At 41.9% G+C, this 16,977-nt stretch carries 17 protein-coding genes; 13 read left to right on the top strand and 4 right to left on the bottom strand.

The genetic code is table 11. The features are described from left to right. Nucleotide 1 precedes the first annotated feature (1 nt). The 3 genes from mlaD to mlaF are packed head-to-tail and all read right to left on the bottom strand — an operon-like array spanning nucleotide 2 to nucleotide 2,081. Nucleotides 2-493 (bottom strand): outer membrane lipid asymmetry maintenance protein MlaD, encoded by a 492-nt coding sequence (mlaD, locus tag KO511_RS10550; RefSeq protein ID WP_215987398.1) that lies wholly within the window; start codon nucleotides 491-493, stop codon nucleotides 2-4. Between the two features lie 2 nt (nucleotides 494-495). Beyond that, a complete protein-coding gene (gene mlaE / locus KO511_RS10545) occupies nucleotides 496-1,287 on the bottom strand; it encodes a lipid asymmetry maintenance ABC transporter permease subunit MlaE (protein ID WP_215987397.1) in 792 nt (263 codons plus the stop codon). Continuing rightward, nucleotides 1,287-2,081, bottom strand: coding sequence for a phospholipid ABC transporter ATP-binding protein MlaF (mlaF, locus tag KO511_RS10540; RefSeq protein WP_215987442.1), 795 nt, complete (start codon nucleotides 2,079-2,081; stop codon nucleotides 1,287-1,289). Before mlaF ends, mlaE begins: the two co-directional genes overlap by 1 nt. A 235-nt stretch (nucleotides 2,082-2,316) precedes the next feature. Between mlaF and KO511_RS10535 the strand changes: the two genes are divergently transcribed. The 12 genes from KO511_RS10535 to mgtE all read left to right on the top strand — a co-directional run bounded on the left by KO511_RS10535 (nucleotide 2,317) and on the right by mgtE (nucleotide 11,492). Beyond that, complete coding sequence (locus tag KO511_RS10535) at nucleotides 2,317-3,288, top strand: calcium/sodium antiporter (protein WP_215987396.1); 972 nt, start codon at nucleotides 2,317-2,319, stop codon at nucleotides 3,286-3,288. A 26-nt stretch (nucleotides 3,289-3,314) separates the two neighbouring features. After that, a complete protein-coding gene (locus tag KO511_RS10530; RefSeq protein WP_215987395.1) occupies nucleotides 3,315-4,280 on the top strand; it encodes a KpsF/GutQ family sugar-phosphate isomerase in 966 nt (321 codons plus the stop codon). Further along, complete coding sequence (gene kdsC, locus KO511_RS10525; protein WP_215987394.1) at nucleotides 4,280-4,837, top strand: 3-deoxy-manno-octulosonate-8-phosphatase KdsC; 558 nt, start codon at nucleotides 4,280-4,282, stop codon at nucleotides 4,835-4,837. The genes KO511_RS10530 and kdsC overlap by 1 nt, the downstream gene beginning before the upstream one ends. Further along, the gene (gene lptC / locus KO511_RS10520; protein WP_215987393.1) at nucleotides 4,834-5,397 is read left to right on the top strand and encodes an LPS export ABC transporter periplasmic protein LptC; all 564 of its coding nucleotides are present in this window, start codon (nucleotides 4,834-4,836) and stop codon (nucleotides 5,395-5,397) included. Before kdsC ends, lptC begins: the two co-directional genes overlap by 4 nt. Continuing rightward, nucleotides 5,378-5,875 carry a lipopolysaccharide transport periplasmic protein LptA gene (gene lptA, locus KO511_RS10515; RefSeq protein ID WP_215987392.1) on the top strand — a complete coding sequence of 166 codons (498 nt, stop codon included), beginning with the start codon at nucleotides 5,378-5,380 and terminating at the stop codon, nucleotides 5,873-5,875. The genes lptC and lptA overlap by 20 nt, the downstream gene beginning before the upstream one ends. A gap of 2 nt (nucleotides 5,876-5,877) precedes the next feature. Beyond that, nucleotides 5,878-6,603: an LPS export ABC transporter ATP-binding protein gene (lptB, locus tag KO511_RS10510; protein WP_215987391.1), complete on the top strand. Its 726-nt coding sequence runs from the start codon at nucleotides 5,878-5,880 to the stop codon at nucleotides 6,601-6,603. Between the two features lie 51 nt (nucleotides 6,604-6,654). Then, the gene (locus KO511_RS10505) at nucleotides 6,655-8,115 is read left to right on the top strand and encodes an RNA polymerase factor sigma-54 (protein WP_215987390.1); all 1,461 of its coding nucleotides are present in this window, start codon (nucleotides 6,655-6,657) and stop codon (nucleotides 8,113-8,115) included. A 24-nt stretch (nucleotides 8,116-8,139) separates the two neighbouring features. Beyond that, nucleotides 8,140-8,427 carry a ribosome hibernation promoting factor gene (hpf, locus tag KO511_RS10500; protein ID WP_215987389.1) on the top strand — a complete coding sequence of 96 codons (288 nt, stop codon included), beginning with the start codon at nucleotides 8,140-8,142 and terminating at the stop codon, nucleotides 8,425-8,427. 5 nt (nucleotides 8,428-8,432) lie between these two features. Further along, complete coding sequence (ptsN, locus tag KO511_RS10495; protein ID WP_215987388.1) at nucleotides 8,433-8,879, top strand: PTS IIA-like nitrogen regulatory protein PtsN; 447 nt, start codon at nucleotides 8,433-8,435, stop codon at nucleotides 8,877-8,879. Next, a complete protein-coding gene (gene rapZ / locus KO511_RS10490; protein WP_215987387.1) occupies nucleotides 8,879-9,742 on the top strand; it encodes an RNase adapter RapZ in 864 nt (287 codons plus the stop codon). Before ptsN ends, rapZ begins: the two co-directional genes overlap by 1 nt. Nucleotides 9,743-9,745: 3 nt before the next feature. Further along, nucleotides 9,746-10,024: an HPr family phosphocarrier protein gene (locus KO511_RS10485; protein ID WP_215987386.1), complete on the top strand. Its 279-nt coding sequence runs from the start codon at nucleotides 9,746-9,748 to the stop codon at nucleotides 10,022-10,024. Nucleotides 10,025-10,136: 112 nt separating this feature from the next. Further along, entirely contained in the window at nucleotides 10,137-11,492 is a 1,356-nt protein-coding gene (gene mgtE / locus KO511_RS10480) for a magnesium transporter (RefSeq protein ID WP_215987385.1), read from the top strand. Between the two features lie 64 nt (nucleotides 11,493-11,556). Here the strand turns inward: mgtE and metH are convergent, their stop codons facing one another. Beyond that, nucleotides 11,557-15,234, bottom strand: coding sequence for a methionine synthase (gene metH / locus KO511_RS10475; RefSeq protein WP_215987384.1), 3,678 nt, complete (start codon nucleotides 15,232-15,234; stop codon nucleotides 11,557-11,559). Between the two features lie 91 nt (nucleotides 15,235-15,325). Here metH and KO511_RS10470 point away from each other — a divergent pair, with 91 nt between their 5' ends. After that, nucleotides 15,326-16,696 carry a cation:proton antiporter gene (locus KO511_RS10470; RefSeq protein WP_436840221.1) on the top strand — a complete coding sequence of 457 codons (1,371 nt, stop codon included), beginning with the start codon at nucleotides 15,326-15,328 and terminating at the stop codon, nucleotides 16,694-16,696. Nucleotides 16,697-16,977 lie beyond the last annotated feature (281 nt).

Genomic DNA, 16,977 nt, shown 5'->3' with positions numbered 1-16,977 from the left:
ACTATTCCTCTTCTTTATCTGAACCGCTGCCGCCAACGCTATACAAAACTTGACCGATTAAATCTTCTAATACCAAGGCTGATTTGGTATCTTCAATGTAATTACCATCAACTAACATTTGCTCATCATCAAAAATAAATCCAGGTGTTAAGCCTATGTATTGCTCTCCAATCAAACCTGACGTTAATATTTTAACACTCGAAGTATCAGGAAACTGATCGTACTCTGCGTTGATTGCAATGGTCACGACAGGAAGAAGATTCTCCTTATTCAAACCAATATCAGTAACCCGCCCAACAACCACACCTCCGACTTTAACTGGCGAACGTACTTTTAAACTTCCTATGTTATCGAACTCTGCTTTTAAAGCGTAAGTATTATTCGAACTCAATCCCTTTACGTCAGCCACTTGAAAAATCATCACTAGAATCGCGCAAATTCCAGTAATAACAAATGTGCCAACCCATAATTCAATCTTTCTTGTTTGTTGCATACTTAGTTCCCAAACATCAATGCAGTCAGTACAAAGTCTAACCCAAGTACTGCCAATGAAGAGTGTACGACAGTACGTGTCGTTGCCCGACTTATGCCTTCCGAAGTTGGAATAGCATCATACCCATTGAATAATGCTATCCAAGTCACCGTGATAGCAAATACTAAACTTTTAATTAGGCTATTACCTATATCTTGTCCAAGCTCCACAGAAGATTGCATCGCAGACCAAAAGCTACCATGATCGATACCTTTCCAGTCAACACCCACCAGCTGGCCTCCCCATATGCCAACTGCCATAAAAATCATCACTAACATAGGCATAGATATCACCCCAGCCCAAAAACGTGGCGCTATTACACGTTTCAATGGGTCAACAGCCATCATTTCCATACTCGATAACTGCTCTGTTGCCTTCATTAAACCAATTTCAGCGGTTAAAGCTGATCCTGCTCTTCCGGCAAAGAGTAAAGCCGTTACAACAGGGCCCAACTCACGCAATAATGACAAAGCCACCATCTGGCCAAGAGCCCCTTCTGCACCAAAATCAACAAGAATGATGTAGCCTTGAAGGCTTAATACCATGCCGATAAACAAACCAGATAAAACAATGATAATTAGGGATTGAACACCAACGCTGTACAGTTGTTTCATCAATAAAGGAAAGTGTTTAATTGGACGGGGTCTTGATACAATAGCTCCAAAGAGCATTAAACTTGCGCGCCCAAAAGACTCACATGTGTTTAATACATTGCGGCCTGTAGAGGCAATAAAATTTGCCAAGTCAGATACCATCAAAAAAGCTCCTTAGAGAGAGGTTGTGCTGGGTAACGAAACGGCACTGGTCCATCTGCATCCCCTAAAAGAAATTGTTGGACTTGTGGGTCAGGGTTAGTTCGCAATTCATTAGGCGTTCCTTTAGCAATAATTTTTCCATTCGCTAAAATATAGACCCAATCTGCAATACTCATCACCTCAGGAACGTCGTGAGAGACAACGATGGAAGTCACTCCCAATGCTTGGTTTAAATTACGAATTAACTCGACTAAAACCCCCATTGTAATTGGATCTTGTCCGACAAAGGGTTCGTCATACATGATAAGTTCTGGATCAAGTGCAATTGCACGTGCCAGCGCGGCTCTACGGGCCATACCACCAGATAATTCACTCGGCATTAATTGCGCAGCACCTCGTAGACCAACTGCTTCAAGTTTTAATAGTACTAAAGTGCGTATCAGTTCTTCACTTAAGCCAGTGTGCTCACGAATTGGAAAGGCAACGTTATCAAAGACATTGAGATCAGTAAACAATGCTCCAGATTGGAACAACATACTCATTTTCTTACGTTCTCTATACAATCGTTTACGATTCAGAGCTGGAATATTCTCACCATCAAACCATACCTCTCCTTTTTCAGGATATATTTGGCCACCGATCAGGCGCAATAAGGTAGTTTTACCTATTCCTGATGGCCCCATAATTGCAGTCACTTTACCACGGGGAACATGCAAACTGACATCATCAAATATCCGTCTTTTGCTACGAGAAAAAGTTAAGTTTTTAATGGTCACAAGATCTAAAGAAGACATGGTATACCCTGACTTAGCGCTTTGAGTCGGCAATCATAAGCACATTATGTGAGAATTTGAAGCACTGTCCGATTAATTATGGTCAACATTTTACTAAATAAGTTCCTTTTCATTACCATAGCTGATAAAGGCAGCCAATTTAATTGGTGAACAATTAATTACTTCCCTTTTTTAGCCTAAACCGTCAAAATTGAGTGTTAAACTTGTCCCTTTATCCACAAAGTTAAGGATCATCATGTTTGAAGCGATTGCGTTTCTAGTTGTTGGGTTAATCTTTTTAGTTTGGAGCGCTGATAAACTCGTATTTGGCGCAGCCGCATTGGCACGAAATATCGGCATTTCACCTCTGGTGATTGGTATGACTATCTTAGCTATGGGATCTTCCGCTCCAGAAATGATGGTTTCAGCAACCGCCGCATTAAGCGGAAAAACAGATACAGCAGTTGGTAATGTGTTGGGGTCAAACATCGCCAATATCGCATTAATTCTCGGCATTACTGCAATGGTTAAACCTCTTTCTATTAGTTCAGCAGTTTTACGTAGAGAATTGCCACTTATGATCGGGGTCACTATCCTGGCTGGTATTGTGCTGTGGGACAGCCGATTAGGGTTCTATGAAGGCGTACTACTTTTTGTTTTATTTGCAGCATTTATTATAGCTATGTTGAGTATTAGCCGAAAAGAACAAAAAAGTGGCCAACCCGATCCATTACTTGAAGAACAAGAATCAGAAGTTCCCAAAGGTGTCAGCAATGGCAAAGCTACTATGTGGGTGATCATTGGGTTAATCATCTTGCCTATCGCTGCAGATACCTTAGTTAAGAATGCCGTCTATGTGGCACAATATTTTGGAATGAGCGACCTTGTTATCGGGCTGACTATTATTGCCGTAGGGACGAGTTTACCAGAACTTGCAGCATCATTGGCAGGTGTTATGAAAGGTGAAGACGATATGGCCGTTGGTAATATCATTGGTTCGAATGTTTTTAACATTCTCGCAGTAATGGGAATTCCTGGCATTTTGAATCCATCGATAATAAGCCAGTATGCGATGGGAAGAGATTTTTGGATAATGTTGGGAGTTTCTTTACTCTTGGTTGCCATGGCACTGGGAAAATCACGAAGTGTTAACCGTATTGAAGGTGCTGTACTATTTTTCTGCTTTATCTCATACCAAGGATATTTAATCCTAAATATGACCGCTTAATTTTCTTTATTCGCTGGGAGTTTAACATGTTTGATTTTCGCTCGGCTGCTCTCGCAGTCTTGAGAACTGAAATAGAGGCCCTTGAGCAGCTAGACCAATATGTAAACCAAGATTTCACTCATGCCTGTGAACTGATTCTTTCCAATCATAGCGGCAAGATAGTTGTCATGGGCATGGGTAAATCAGGTCATATTGGAAAAAAGATTGCAGCTACTCTAGCAAGTACAGGTACCTCTGCATTTTTTGTTCACCCTGGTGAAGCAGCCCATGGCGATCTCGGTATGATTAAAGCTGGTGACATTCTCCTTGCAATTTCAAATTCTGGTGAGTCTTCGGAAATCCTAGCTTTGTTCCCAGTTCTCAAACGACTGAATATCAAGATCATCAGTATGACTGGAAAACCCTTCTCGAACATGGCCAAACTATCAGATTATCATTTACAAGTGTCAGTCCCTAAAGAGGCTTGTCCTTTGGGCTTAGCGCCTACTGCAAGCACAACAGCGACTTTAGCCATGGGAGATGCTTTAGCGGTCGCTTTACTTCAAGCGCGTGGATTTACAGCTGAAGATTTTGCTTTATCTCACCCAGGAGGATCTCTAGGCCGAAAACTGCTGCTTAAACTTTCTGACATCATGCACACTGGTAAAAATCTACCTTTAGTCACTCCTGAAACACTTATCAGAGATGCTTTACTAGTGATTACCCAGAAAGGTCTAGGAATGACTGCCGTTGTAGACAAGGATCAAAGACTTGTAGGTATTTTCACTGATGGTGATCTCCGCCGGATACTCGATAAACGTATTGACATACATAATGCCAAAATCAGTGACGTTATGACAACTAACCCGACCACAGCCAATCCCAATATTCTTGCCGCTGAAGGGTTAAATTTAATGCAAGATAAATCTATTAATGGCCTTATTTTGTGTGACAAAAATAAGGTTGTTGGTGCATTAAACATGCACGATTTATTAAAAGCAGGGGTGATGTAATGGCGACAATGATTAAAACTCTTTATAAATCAGTGGAACAAAATACATTTAATATTGCCAAAAATATTAAACTGTTAATATGCGATGTGGATGGTGTGTTTTCTGACGGACTCATTTACATGGGAAACAATGGAGAAGAATTAAAAACCTTCCATACAAGAGATGGTTATGGTGTTAAGTCCCTAATGAAATCAGGGGTGGAATTCGCGATTATCACCGGACGAAAATCACGTATTGTAGAAACCCGTATGAATGCTCTTGGTATCTCATTACTATACCAAGGTCAAGAAGATAAATTAACAGCATACAATGATATATGTGACAAATTAAATATTGCACCAGAACATACTGGCTATATCGGTGATGACCTCATTGATTGGCCTGTGATGGAAAAGGTTGCATTAAAAGTATGTGTTGCAGACGGACATCCGCTGTTAGTTCAGCGAGCAAACTATGTAACTCACACTCCGGGTGGTCATGGAGCAGTTAGAGAAGTTTGTGACCTTATTTTACAGTCACGTAATGAACTTGATGTCTACAAAGGTTTAAGTATATGAGTTTCTCCCGTATCGGTTACCTGATACTGGTATTTGTTATCTCTTGGTCCACATACTATCTGTTAGAGAGAAGCCAAGGCTACGATATTCAAGTTGAGCCAAGTACTGAGTTACCTATGTTTAGTGGCGAAAGTTTAATAAATACGTCTTATAACGAACAAGGAATTCGCAGTTATGTCATTACTTCTGTTAAACTCGATCACTACTCCAAAAGCGGTGACACGATTTTTGATCACCCTGTATTAAAAGTGTACAAAGAAGGAACAACACAAGAGTGGCAGGTAACCGCTGAACGCGGGGTTCTTGATAAAGACCATGTACTGACTCTCTATGAGAATGTCTTAGCAAAAAACCTACTACCCGAATCTGGTTTCGATACCATGTCTACGGATATACTCAATATCCAGTTGGATAATCGTGATTTTTGGGCTGACAACCAAGTGACTCTAATTGGCCCACAATTTGAAACCGTAGGTCAAGCTATGAAAGGCAATTTTGCTGAGAACAACGCAACCCTATATAATAATGTAAAAAGTAGATATGAAACTGTCACACCTTAGTCTAATTTCTTTTTTACTGATTTCCGGACCAGCGCTAGCGCTGTCTACCGACCTTGATCAGCTAGCATATATCGACTCTGCTACTCAACAGCTTGATATGCAGAGTAATAAAGCAACTTTCATCGGAGATGTAACACTTAAGCAAGGCAGCATCAATATTACTGCTGACAAAGTTATCGTCACTAGGAATCCAAAAGACGGCTCAATTCAAGAAATTGAGGGATACGGCGATCTCGCCACCTTCTCCCAGCTCACCGATGATGGTAAAACACTCTATGGTGAAGCAAAAGAGCTTTACTACAAAGTCATTAAAGATGAATTGATAATGATTGAAAAGGCAATGCTATCTCAAGATGACAGTGAAATTCGTAGCAAAAAAATTCGCTACAAGATCTCTTCTCAAAAACTTATCGCTGATGGTAACCAGACTGGTGAACGTGTGAAAACGATTCTTCAGCCACAAACGATCCAAGAGTAACTATGGCAAAACTCAAAGCAGAGCACTTAGCAAAAACTTATGGCAACCGAAAAGTTGTCACTGATGTTAGTTTAGAAGTTACTTCAGGACAAATTGTCGGTCTATTAGGCCCTAATGGTGCAGGTAAGACCACATCATTCTACATGATAGTTGGACTTGTTGCTCGTGATGAAGGCTCAATCACCATTGACAATGAAGATATTAGCATTCTCCCTATGCATAGCCGCTCTCGCATGGGAATAGGCTACTTACCACAAGAAGCCTCCATTTTTAGAAAGCTTTCTGTTGAACACAACATTATGGCTGTTTTGGAAACACGCGAAGAACTAACTCGCGAACAGCGCCAAGATAAACTTGAAGATCTATTGGAAGAATTTCACATCCAACATATTAGGCACAGTGCTGGAATGGCATTATCTGGAGGAGAACGTCGCCGCGTAGAAATTGCTCGAGCGCTAGCGGCCAACCCTCAGTTTATTTTGTTGGATGAACCTTTTGCTGGCGTCGACCCGATATCTGTCATTGATATTAAAAAGATCATTGAACATTTACGCGATCGTGGGCTGGGTGTTCTTATCACAGATCATAACGTACGAGAAACATTAGACGTATGTGAGAAGGCGTATATCGTCAGTCAAGGACATTTGATTGCTGAAGGCACTCCCTCTCAGGTGCTCAACAATGAACAAGTAAAACAAGTTTATCTCGGTGAACAATTCCGTCTATGATTAAAATGAAGAACGGTAAGATTCTATAGCATCTAAGGCAAGTAATACTGAATGAAACCCTCATTACAACTCAAGCTAGGACAACAATTAGCTATGACCCCACAATTGCAACAAGCTATTCGCTTGCTGCAATTGTCAACCTTAGATCTTCAACAGGAGATTCAAGAAGCTCTAGATTCAAATCCACTTTTAGAAGTTGAAGAAGGTGGAGAAGAAAGCTCAAATCTTGAAGATAAGCCTGTAAATGATGAGAAAGAGGACAATGCTGAAGCCCCGGAACCTGAAGTAAAAGATAGCTCTGAACTTATCGAAACATCAGAGATAAGTAACGAGCTTGAAATAGACACCACTTGGGAAGATGTATATAGCGCTAACACAGGGAGTACAGGCCTAGCATTCGACGATGACATCCCCGTTTATCAAGGTGAAACAACTCAGTCTTTGCATGACTATCTCACTTGGCAACTAGGTTTGACACCGTTTAGTGACACTGACCGAACTATCGCCATGGCTATCATAGATGCTATCGATGACTACGGCTACTTAACAATTTCGACTCAAGACATTCTCGAAAGCTTTAACAATGAAGATATTGAACTAGAAGAAATTGAAGCCGTTCGTAAACGTGTTCAGCAATTTGATCCATTGGGAGTCGCATCAAATAACTTGCAAGACTGCCTACTTTTACAACTCGCTGCTTTCCCTGAAGATACACCATGGCTAAGAGAAGCCAAGATTGTACTCTCTGACTATATAGATCAACTAGGCAATCGTGATTATAAGTTGATCATAAAAGAGGCAAGGCTAAAAGAATCTGATTTAAAAGAAGCTTTGGGATTGATCCAGCAGCTAGACCCTCGCCCAGGGAGTAATATTTCTGCTGAACATGCAGAATATGTGGTCCCAGATGTATCTGTATTTAAGGAACATGGAAAATGGCTGGTTACGATAAATCCAGATTCAATGCCAAGATTAAAAGTGAATCAACAATATGCAGCACTTGGAAAAGGCAGCAGTTCAGACAGTCAATATATTCGCTCTAACCTCCAAGAAGCTAAGTGGCTAATAAAAAGCCTAGAAAGTCGGAATGAAACTTTACTAAAAGTAGCGAAATGCATCGTTGAACATCAACGTGATTTCTTCGAGTACGGTGAGGAAGCAATGAAACCTATGGTACTCAATGACGTTGCACTAGATGTAGATATGCACGAATCTACTATTTCAAGGGTTACGACCCAAAAGTATATGCATACTCCACGAGGTATTTTTGAATTAAAATATTTCTTTTCCAGCCACGTAAGTACAGATAATGGCGGAGAGTGTTCATCCACTGCGATCAGAGCTTTAATTAAAAAGCTAGTTGCTGCTGAAAATAGTGCCAAGCCACTCAGTGACAATAAGATTGCAGCTTTACTTGCTGACCAAGGGATTCAGGTCGCTAGACGGACAATAGCGAAATACAGAGAATCTCTAGGCATTGCCCCTTCAAGTCAGCGAAAACGCCTACTTTAGGCCTCTAACCAAGAAGGAAAGTCTATGCAAATCAATATAAATGGCCACCACATTGAGCTCACTGATTCAATGCAAGACTACGTAAATGAAAAGTTTCAAAAACTTGAGCGCTTCTTTGACCATATAAACAACGTGCATGTTGTTTTAAAAGTTGAAAAACTTCGCCAAATCGCAGAAGCTACCCTTCATGTCAATCAAGGCGAAATCCATGCTTCTGCAGATGAAGAAAACATATATGCTGCGATAGACTCTTTGGTTGATAAATTGATTAGACAGCTGAATAAACACAAAAAGAAGTTAAACACACACTAAATACTATGCAACTAAGTGAAATCTTATCATTGGACTGTACGAAAAGTGCAGTCCAATGTACTAGCAAGAAACGAGCACTTGAGATGATAAGTGAAATTGTCGCACTGCGCACAGGACAAAACCCTACTGACCTTTTTGAGTGCATGCTCAGCCGAGAGAAGGTAGGCAGCACAGGTATTGGTAATGGCATTGCCATACCACATGCCCGTATGCAGTCGACAGACAAAGCAGTAGCTGTTCTTTTGCAATGCGAGTCTCCTATTGAGTTTGATTCTATAGACAATCGACCAGTCGATCTTCTTTTTGCCCTTCTAGTACCTGACGCACAATGCAAAGAGCATTTAAAAACTCTTTCGAATATGGCAGAACGATTAAGCGATAAACAAATTCTCAAGAAATTACGTAAAGCTAAGTCAGATCAAGAGCTTTACAATATTATGGTTAATCAGTAATGCGCCTTATCATTATCAGTGGGCAATCTGGGGCAGGAAAAACGATCGCACTTCGCGTTCTAGAAGATATGGGTTATTACTGCGTAGACAATTTGCCTGTAGACTTATTGGATAAATTTGTGAAATCCGTCAAGTCCAGTAAGCAAAATGTCGCCGTTAGTATTGATATACGTAACTTACCAACCGAGCCTAATTTACTCACCAATGTTCTGACCAAACTAAAAAAGTCTTCTGATGTAAGTGTGCTATTTCTTGATGCTGAGAAAAATACCCTACTAAAACGCTACAGTGAAACTAGGCGTATCCATCCATTAACACTCAGCCAAGATAATACCTCTTTAGAGCAAGCAATTGAAAAAGAACTCTGTATCCTATCACCACTAAAAGAGTATGCCGATTTAGTCATCGATAGTAGTACTAAGTCATTGCATGAACTAAGTGAGATGGTAAGAATGCGGATTGAAGGTCGTGAACGAAAAGACCTCGTCATGGTATTTCAATCTTTTGGATATAAATATGGTCTCCCTAGCGACGCTGACTACGTCTTTGATGTTCGCTTTTTACCTAATCCACATTGGGAGCCAGCATTACGCCCAATGACAGGACTAGATGCTCCAATCAAAGCTTTTCTAGAAAGTCATCAAGATGTATTGGATTTAAAAAAACAAATTGCATCATTTATCGAAAATTGGCTACCCCTGCTAGAAAAAAATAACCGTAGCTACTTGACCGTTGCTATTGGCTGTACAGGCGGTCAACATCGTTCAGTTTACTTAGCTCAGCAAATTGGCGAGCACTTTGCTCAAATGGGTCATCAAGTTCAAATTCGTCATGCTAGTTTAGAGAAAACTCACAAAGGATAAACCATGCTACAAAAGAGTAGAACTGTCCTTATCCAAAATCGACTGGGGCTTCATGCTCGTGCTGCGGTAAAACTTGTTGAACTCGCCCAATCATTTGATGTAATACTCACAATACAAAACCATGAGGGAAAAGAAGTCACCGCCGATAGTGTCATGGGATTGCTCATGCTTGAATCTTCACAGGGTGAACATGTCACAATTACTGCCGAAGGTAACGATGCTAAACCTGCATTAGATGCTGTCTGCCTCCTCATTGAAGATAAATTTGAGGAAACCGAATAATTTTCTTTGCCAAGAAAAGAAATATCATTCCCTTTGTATTAACTTATTAAATAAACACTAAAATTAAGTTACTATTCGACATATTGTAAGCTTATAGAGTCAGGGGGAAAAAATGGCAGAGCAAATTGAATTCGATCAAGCTCACCAAGCCCTCCAAGAAGTTGCAGAAGCTCTAGAAAATGGTCGATTTGTTCATGTCAGACGACAACTGCATGACATGGAACCTGAAGATATTGCCCATCTGCTAGAAGCCTCTCCTCGAAAAAGTCGAGATGTTCTATGGCAGCTCACCGATCCTGAAGATTACGGTGAGATACTTGATGAACTCAGTGAAGACGTAAAAGACGCTTTGGTATCCAAAATGGAACCGGAGATGCTCGCTGAGGCAACTGAAGGCATGGACACTGATGATGTAGCCTATGTGCTTCGCAGCTTGCCTGACAACGTCTCACGTGAAGTACTTTCACAGATGGATATCTCCGACCGCTTACGTGTCGAAACTGCTCTATCCTATCCTGAAGATACAGCTGGTGGGTTAATGAACACCGACGTCATTACTATTCGTGGTGATGTTGACGTCGATGTTGTCCTGCGTTATCTGCGCATCAAAGGGGAGTTACCAGAAGCAACAGACGCACTTTATGTAATTGATGAAGATAGTAGGCTTATAGGACAATTACCCATTACCACTTTGGTTACTGCACAGTCTGACACCAAAGTTAGTGAAGTGATGGCAGATGCAGATGAAGCAATTGAGGTCACTATGAGTGACTCTGATATCGCTAGTTTATTTGAACGTCGAAACTGGGTATCTGCTCCTGTCATTAACGAACATCAACATCTCGTTGGTCGAATTACCATTGATGACGTGGTAGATGTTATTCGCGAAGACGCGGAGCATTCTATGATGAGCATGGCAGGAATGGATGATGATGAGGATACCTTTGCTCCTGTAGTCAAGTCGGCACGCAAACGCAGTATCTGGCTAGGTGCAAATGTACTGGCAGCATTAGCAGCAGCTTCTGTATCCAATATGTTCGAAGCTACATTAGATCAAATGGCTGCCATTGCAGTTCTCATGACTATAGTACCTTCGATGGGTGGAGTGGCAGGCAACCAAACGGTCGCTCTTGTGATCCGTGGCCTCGCCCTTGGCCATATCGGTGATGCGAACAAGCGTGAATTGCTTTTGAAAGAAGCCGCTATAGGCCTAGTTAATGGTATAATGTGGGCGCTAATCATCGGTGGAATTGTTGTTGCTTGGAAGGGGAATTGGATGCTGGGTGGCATTATTTCTGCGGCCATGCTAACCAATTTACTGGTTGCTGGGATTGCTGGTGTAACAATACCTATCTTGCTGAAAAAGATGAAAATTGATCCCGCTCTAGCAGGCGGAATGGCATTGACAACCATAACAGACATCATTGGCCTGTCAGTCTTTCTCGGCCTAGCTACTCTAATGATATAATAAGCGATAATTAGCTAAAAAAGCACAGTAAATAACACTGTGCTTTCAAGCATTTCTTAAAACACTAACTCATGTTTGGACCTAGCCATTTTTCTGCTTCTAAGTTACTCCAACCTTTACGCTTACTGTAGCTCTCCACTTGATCCTGTTGAATCTGTGCAATAGCAAAGTATCGTGCATCAGGATGGGAGAAATACATACCAGATACAGAGGCACCTGGCCACATGGCGTAGCTCGTCGTTAGTGACATATCGATGGCTTTTTCAACGTCCATCAACTCCCACAATGTGCCTTTCTCTGTATGTTCTGGGCAGGCAGGGTAACCCGGAGCAGGACGAATGCCTTGGTACTTCTCTCGAATCAAATCGTCGTTAGACAAATCCTCATCTGGCGAGTAACCCCAAATGTCCTTTCTCACTTCTTTATGTAGATACTCCGCGAACGCTTCAGCCAATCGGTCAGCAACCGCCTGAATCATGATCGCGTTGTAGTCGTCGCCTTTCGCTTTGTATTCATCAGCCAGCTCTCGCTCACCAATACCACCCGTTACCGCAAAGCCACCAATCCAGTCCGCTTTACCGCTGTCTTTTGGAGCGATGTAATCAGACAGGCAATAGTTAAAGCCTTTTGGTTTCTCTGTTTGTTGACGAAGGTTGTGTAGAACCTTTAAAACTTTGGTACGAGATTCATCGGTATACACTTCAATATCATCACCAACACTGTTCGCTGGGAACATGGCACACATGCCACGCGCTTTAAGCAACTTCTCTTTCTCGACGCGATCCAGTAAATCATTGGCATCTTTGAATAAACGTTTTGCTTCCTCACCCACCTCTTCATGCTCAAGGATGGCAGGGTATTTACCCACCAGTGACCAAGTCATAAAGAAGGGAGTCCAATCGATGTATTGACGCAAGGTCGAAACATCAAAATCATCGAACACATGGACCCCAGGCCTAGCTGGTCTTGGAGGCGTATAGCTTGCCCAATCAATGGCGACTTTATTTGCTCTTGCTTGCTCAAGTGTGATGGGCTTGGTTCTCGGTTTTTTACGGTTATGCTGATCACGGACACGCACGTAGTCTGCATCAACCTTTTCAACAAACCCTGGGCGCAGCTCATCAGAAAGCAACGAGGTACAAACACCCACCGCCCGTGAAGCATTATTCACGTAAACAACGGGATGTTTATAGTTTTGCTCAATTTTAACCGCCGTGTGCGCTTTAGATGTTGTCGCACCACCAATTAACAATGGCAAATCAAAATCAAGACGTTCCATTTCTTTTGCCACATGGACCATCTCATCGAGTGACGGGGTAATAAGACCTGACAAGCCAATAATGTCGACGTTTTCTTCTTTGGCTACCTTGAGGATCTTTTCACAAGACACCATCACACCCAAATCGATAATTTCGTAGTTATTACACTGCAAAACCACACCAACGATGTTTTTACCGATATCGTGCACATCTCCCTTAACCGTCGCTAACAATATCTTACCATTTGTCGCACCGACTTCTTTGGAAGCATTGATGAAGGGTTCCAAGTGTGCCACCGCCTGCTTCATTACACGTGCAGATTTAACAACCTGTGGTAAGAACATCTTCCCTTCACCAAATAAGTCTCCGACAACATTCATACCGTCCATTAGAGGTCCTTCAATCACCTCAATAGGACGAGAGGCGTTTACACGAGCTTCTTCGGTATCTTCAACGATAAAGTCGGTAATACCTTTTACCAGAGAGTGCTCCAAGCGCTTTTCTACAGGCCAGGTTCGCCACTCTAACGCAGATTTATCTTCAACTTTGCCAACAGCTCGCTCTAGGTATTCTGTTGCCATATCAAGCAAGCGTTCGGTCGAGTCATCACGACGGTTAAGGACAACATCTTCAACCGCATCACGCAGATCTTCTGGAACATTATCGTAAATTTCTAGCTGACCAGCGTTTACGATGCCCATATCCATACCGTTTTTAAAACAGTGATATAGGAATACCGCGTGAATAGCCTCACGAACGTAGTTATTACCACGGAATGAGAATGATACATTCGATACACCACCAGAGATCATCGCATGAGGAAGCTCGCGTTTGATGTCCCCTACAGCTTCAATGAAATCAACCGCATAATTATTGTGCTCATCGATACCGGTAGCCACCGCGAAAATATTCGGGTCAAAAATAATGTCTTCTGGCGGGAAGCCAACTTCATCAACAAGAATATTATAAGCATTCGTACAGATCTCGACTTTGCGCTCTCGAGTATCGGCCTGCCCTAGTTCATCAAAAGCCATCACGATAACGGCAGCTCCATAACGACGCACCAGCTTAGCTTGCTCGACAAACTTCTCTTTGCCTTCTTTTAGAGAGATTGAGTTAACAATACCTTTGCCTTGAATACATTTCAGGCCAGCTTCGATAACTTCCCATTTAGAAGAATCGACCATAACGGGTACTTTTGAGATCTCTGGTTCAGAAGCACACAGATTAAGGAATCTAACCATACACGCCTCAGCGTCTAGCATCCCTTCATCCATGTTGATATCGATAATTTGAGCGCCATTCTCGACTTGCTCTCGAGCAACATTCAACGCTTCATCGTATAACTCTTCTTTAATTAAGCGCTTAAAACGAGCAGAACCCGTAACGTTAGTCCGCTCACCCACGTTGACGAAAAGAGATTCTTTGGCAATCGTCAAAGGCTCTAATCCAGAAAGACGACAAGAGACGGGCAAATCTGGTAATTGTCGCGGCGTGACACCCTCAACAGCCTCGGCCATCTGGCGAATATGTTCAGGAGTCGTACCGCAACAACCACCAATTAAGTTCAAGAAACCACTTTCAGCCCATTCCTTAACGTGCTCAGCCATCTCTTCAGGAGAAAGATCATACTCACCAAACGCATTAGGTAAACCCGCGTTAGGGTGAGCAGAAACATGACATTCTGAGATACGAGACATCTCACCAACATATTCTCGCAGTTCATCAGGGCCTAATGCACAGTTCAATCCAAATGAGATAGGATTAACGTGACGCAGGGCATTGTAAAATGCTTCTGTCGTCTGACCCGAAAGTGTACGACCTGATGCATCAGTAATAGTACCGGAAATCATCACCGGTAGACTGGTCCCTATTTCTTCAAAAACAGATTCAACCGCAAATGCACACGCTTTCGCATTTAACGTATCGAAGATAGTTTCAATAAGAATTAAGTCTGCCCCTCCCTTAATAAGTGCACGAGTCGATTCAGAATAGGCTTCAACCAACTCGTCAAAGCTAACATTACGATAACCTGGATCATTGACATCAGGGGATATAGAACAAGTTCGGTTGGTTGGACCTAACACGCCGGCCACGAAGCGAGGTTTATCTGGGTTCTTTGCGGTCCATTCATCCGCTGATTCACGAGCAAGCTTGGCAGCAGAAAAGTTAATTTCCTCACTAAGGCTTTCCATATCGTAGTCAGCCATAGCAATGGTTGTCGCGTTGAAGGTATTGGTTTCGAGGATGTCAGCCCCAGCTTTAAGATACTCAGCATGAATCTCTTTAATCAGCATTGGTTGGCTCAAAACTAAGAGATCATTGTTGCCCTTAAGATCGCAATGCCAATCGACAAATCGTTGGCCTCGGTAATCAAGCTCTTCAAGGCGGCGGTCTTGAATCATGGTTCCCATTCCACCGTCGATAAGCAAAATTCGTTCTTTAAGCTGAGCTTCAATCTGTTGCCTTACATCACTTCCCACTGTACAACCTCGTTCCTGTTATTATCTATCCATCCTAACACAGAACAAAAAGATGTCTAGACGGCTAAATGACTAAATTTATCACTTAAGAATGACAAAAAAGTGTTTGCTATTTAATCACGTCGAGAAGAAAATTCTCAGTCATAATTTGTCACACTCTGAGATCTCAATGTCGGTTTACTATACTCTGTGTTTCTTATCTGCAGCTGCAATGCTTATAGCCTTTATAAACAGTAAGATAGGGAAGATGCAAACAACGATCGCTATCACCGCTGGCTCAATGGTTTTATCTCTTCTCATTCTAATCGCCGGACAGAATAACTGGTTTCACTTAAGTGAAATTGCCTCAAAGACAGTATCTAGCATTAACTTTGAAGATTTTCTCCTCAAAGGTATTTTAGGGTTTCTTTTATTTGCTGGGGGGTTAGGCATTAAACTGCCTCACCTAAAAAATCAGAAATGGGAAATTACAATACTTGCTTTAGGGGCGACCTTATTCTCAACATTTTTTATAGGGTTCGTCCTCTATGGCTTCTGTCAACTTATCGGGGTGCAGTTTGATTTAGTATATTGTCTCCTCTTTGGTTCACTTATCTCACCAACAGATCCAATCGCGGTCCTAGCAATAGTTAAGAAACTAGACGCTCCGGAACGTATATCAACCCAGATTGAAGGAGAGTCTCTTTTTAATGATGGTTTTGGTCTAGTGATATTTGTCACTCTATTCACGATAGCCTTCGGGGCTGAAACGCCAACAGTAGGAAGTGTCACCTTGCTATTCATGCAAGAAGCCATTGGTGGCATTGTGTATGGTTTTGCTCTTGGGCTCCTATTCCATTATCTTATCAGTTCAACTGACGATCATTCCATGGAACTGTTACTGACTATAGGTATACCAACAGCTGGATATGCATTTGCTGAAGTTTTGCATGTTTCAGGCCCATTAGCGATGGTTGTATCGGGAATAATGATCGGTAACTGGACCCGATTTATTGGTTTTTCCAAAGAGAGCGAAGATCATCTTGACCATTTCTGGGAACTCGTTGATGAGTTTTTAAATGGCGTGTTGTTCCTTTTGATCGGTATGTCCATGCTACTGTTTGAATTCCATGAGGAAGATTGGATCCTAATGGCGTTTTCAATACCTCTGGTACTAGGTGCTCGCTACCTAAGTGTTTTCTGCGCTTACATTGGTTTTAAGCGCCATCGAAAATACAACCCGTGGTCCGTCAAAATACTTACTTGGGGAGGACTGCGTGGTGGGTTAGCCTTAGCTATGGCACTTTCCATTCCCTCAGGTATTTGGGTTATTCAAGACAAGCTTATCGACGTGAAAGAAATTATTCTCGTCATGACCTATTCTGTGGTGGTCTTCTCCATCTTAGTTCAAGGATCCACAATAACCCCTATGATAGAGAAAGCGAAACTTGCAGAGAAAAAAATGGATTCCGACAAGAACTAATTTAACCCTCAAAAGCTAGAAAGGCTCACAAAGAGCCTTTTACAATCCAAGATAAGTTTTAAATAACTTTCCACTATAAGATCACTAACCACAATGGGTTCTGGAGTGCCGATGTCTGGGTTCAAAATGGCACTGAGTTTGAACTCGTCTCTGTATAAGGCTAAACCCAATAACGGTCAAACAGAAGGTACTTGAGCCGTCTATTTCTATTTGACTTTGCCTCCAGTTAGAACAACAAAACACAAAAATTATTCCAAATACGAAAAACCCCAGCATTGCTG

It is taken from the genome of Vibrio hepatarius (genome assembly GCF_018860525.1).
Taxonomy (GTDB): domain Bacteria; phylum Pseudomonadota; class Gammaproteobacteria; order Enterobacterales; family Vibrionaceae; genus Vibrio; species Vibrio hepatarius_B.
Note: the sequence above shows the minus strand (reverse complement) of the source record. Positions and strands in the feature narration are given on the sequence as shown.

Excerpts from the sequence above, each read along its gene's own strand:
- kdsC (WP_215987394.1), top strand. The coding sequence starts at position 4,280 with ATGGCGACAATGATTAAAACTCTTTATAAATCAGTGGAACAAAATACA.
- KO511_RS10505 (WP_215987390.1), top strand. The coding sequence starts at position 6,655 with ATGAAACCCTCATTACAACTCAAGCTAGGACAACAATTAGCTATGACC.
- mgtE (WP_215987385.1), top strand. The coding sequence starts at position 10,137 with ATGGCAGAGCAAATTGAATTCGATCAAGCTCACCAAGCCCTCCAAGAA.
- lptA (WP_215987392.1), top strand. The coding sequence starts at position 5,378 with ATGAAACTGTCACACCTTAGTCTAATTTCTTTTTTACTGATTTCCGGA.
- KO511_RS10470 (WP_436840221.1), top strand. The coding sequence starts at position 15,326 with ATGACAAAAAAGTGTTTGCTATTTAATCACGTCGAGAAGAAAATTCTC.
- hpf (WP_215987389.1), top strand. The coding sequence starts at position 8,140 with ATGCAAATCAATATAAATGGCCACCACATTGAGCTCACTGATTCAATG.
- KO511_RS10535 (WP_215987396.1), top strand. The coding sequence starts at position 2,317 with ATGTTTGAAGCGATTGCGTTTCTAGTTGTTGGGTTAATCTTTTTAGTT.
- mlaD (WP_215987398.1), bottom strand. The coding sequence starts at position 493 with ATGCAACAAACAAGAAAGATTGAATTATGGGTTGGCACATTTGTTATT.
- mlaE (WP_215987397.1), bottom strand. The coding sequence starts at position 1,287 with ATGGTATCTGACTTGGCAAATTTTATTGCCTCTACAGGCCGCAATGTA.
- rapZ (WP_215987387.1), top strand. The coding sequence starts at position 8,879 with ATGCGCCTTATCATTATCAGTGGGCAATCTGGGGCAGGAAAAACGATC.
- ptsN (WP_215987388.1), top strand. The coding sequence starts at position 8,433 with ATGCAACTAAGTGAAATCTTATCATTGGACTGTACGAAAAGTGCAGTC.
- lptB (WP_215987391.1), top strand. The coding sequence starts at position 5,878 with ATGGCAAAACTCAAAGCAGAGCACTTAGCAAAAACTTATGGCAACCGA.
- KO511_RS10530 (WP_215987395.1), top strand. The coding sequence starts at position 3,315 with ATGTTTGATTTTCGCTCGGCTGCTCTCGCAGTCTTGAGAACTGAAATA.
- mlaF (WP_215987442.1), bottom strand. The coding sequence starts at position 2,081 with ATGTCTTCTTTAGATCTTGTGACCATTAAAAACTTAACTTTTTCTCGT.
- KO511_RS10485 (WP_215987386.1), top strand. The coding sequence starts at position 9,746 with ATGCTACAAAAGAGTAGAACTGTCCTTATCCAAAATCGACTGGGGCTT.
- lptC (WP_215987393.1), top strand. The coding sequence starts at position 4,834 with ATGAGTTTCTCCCGTATCGGTTACCTGATACTGGTATTTGTTATCTCT.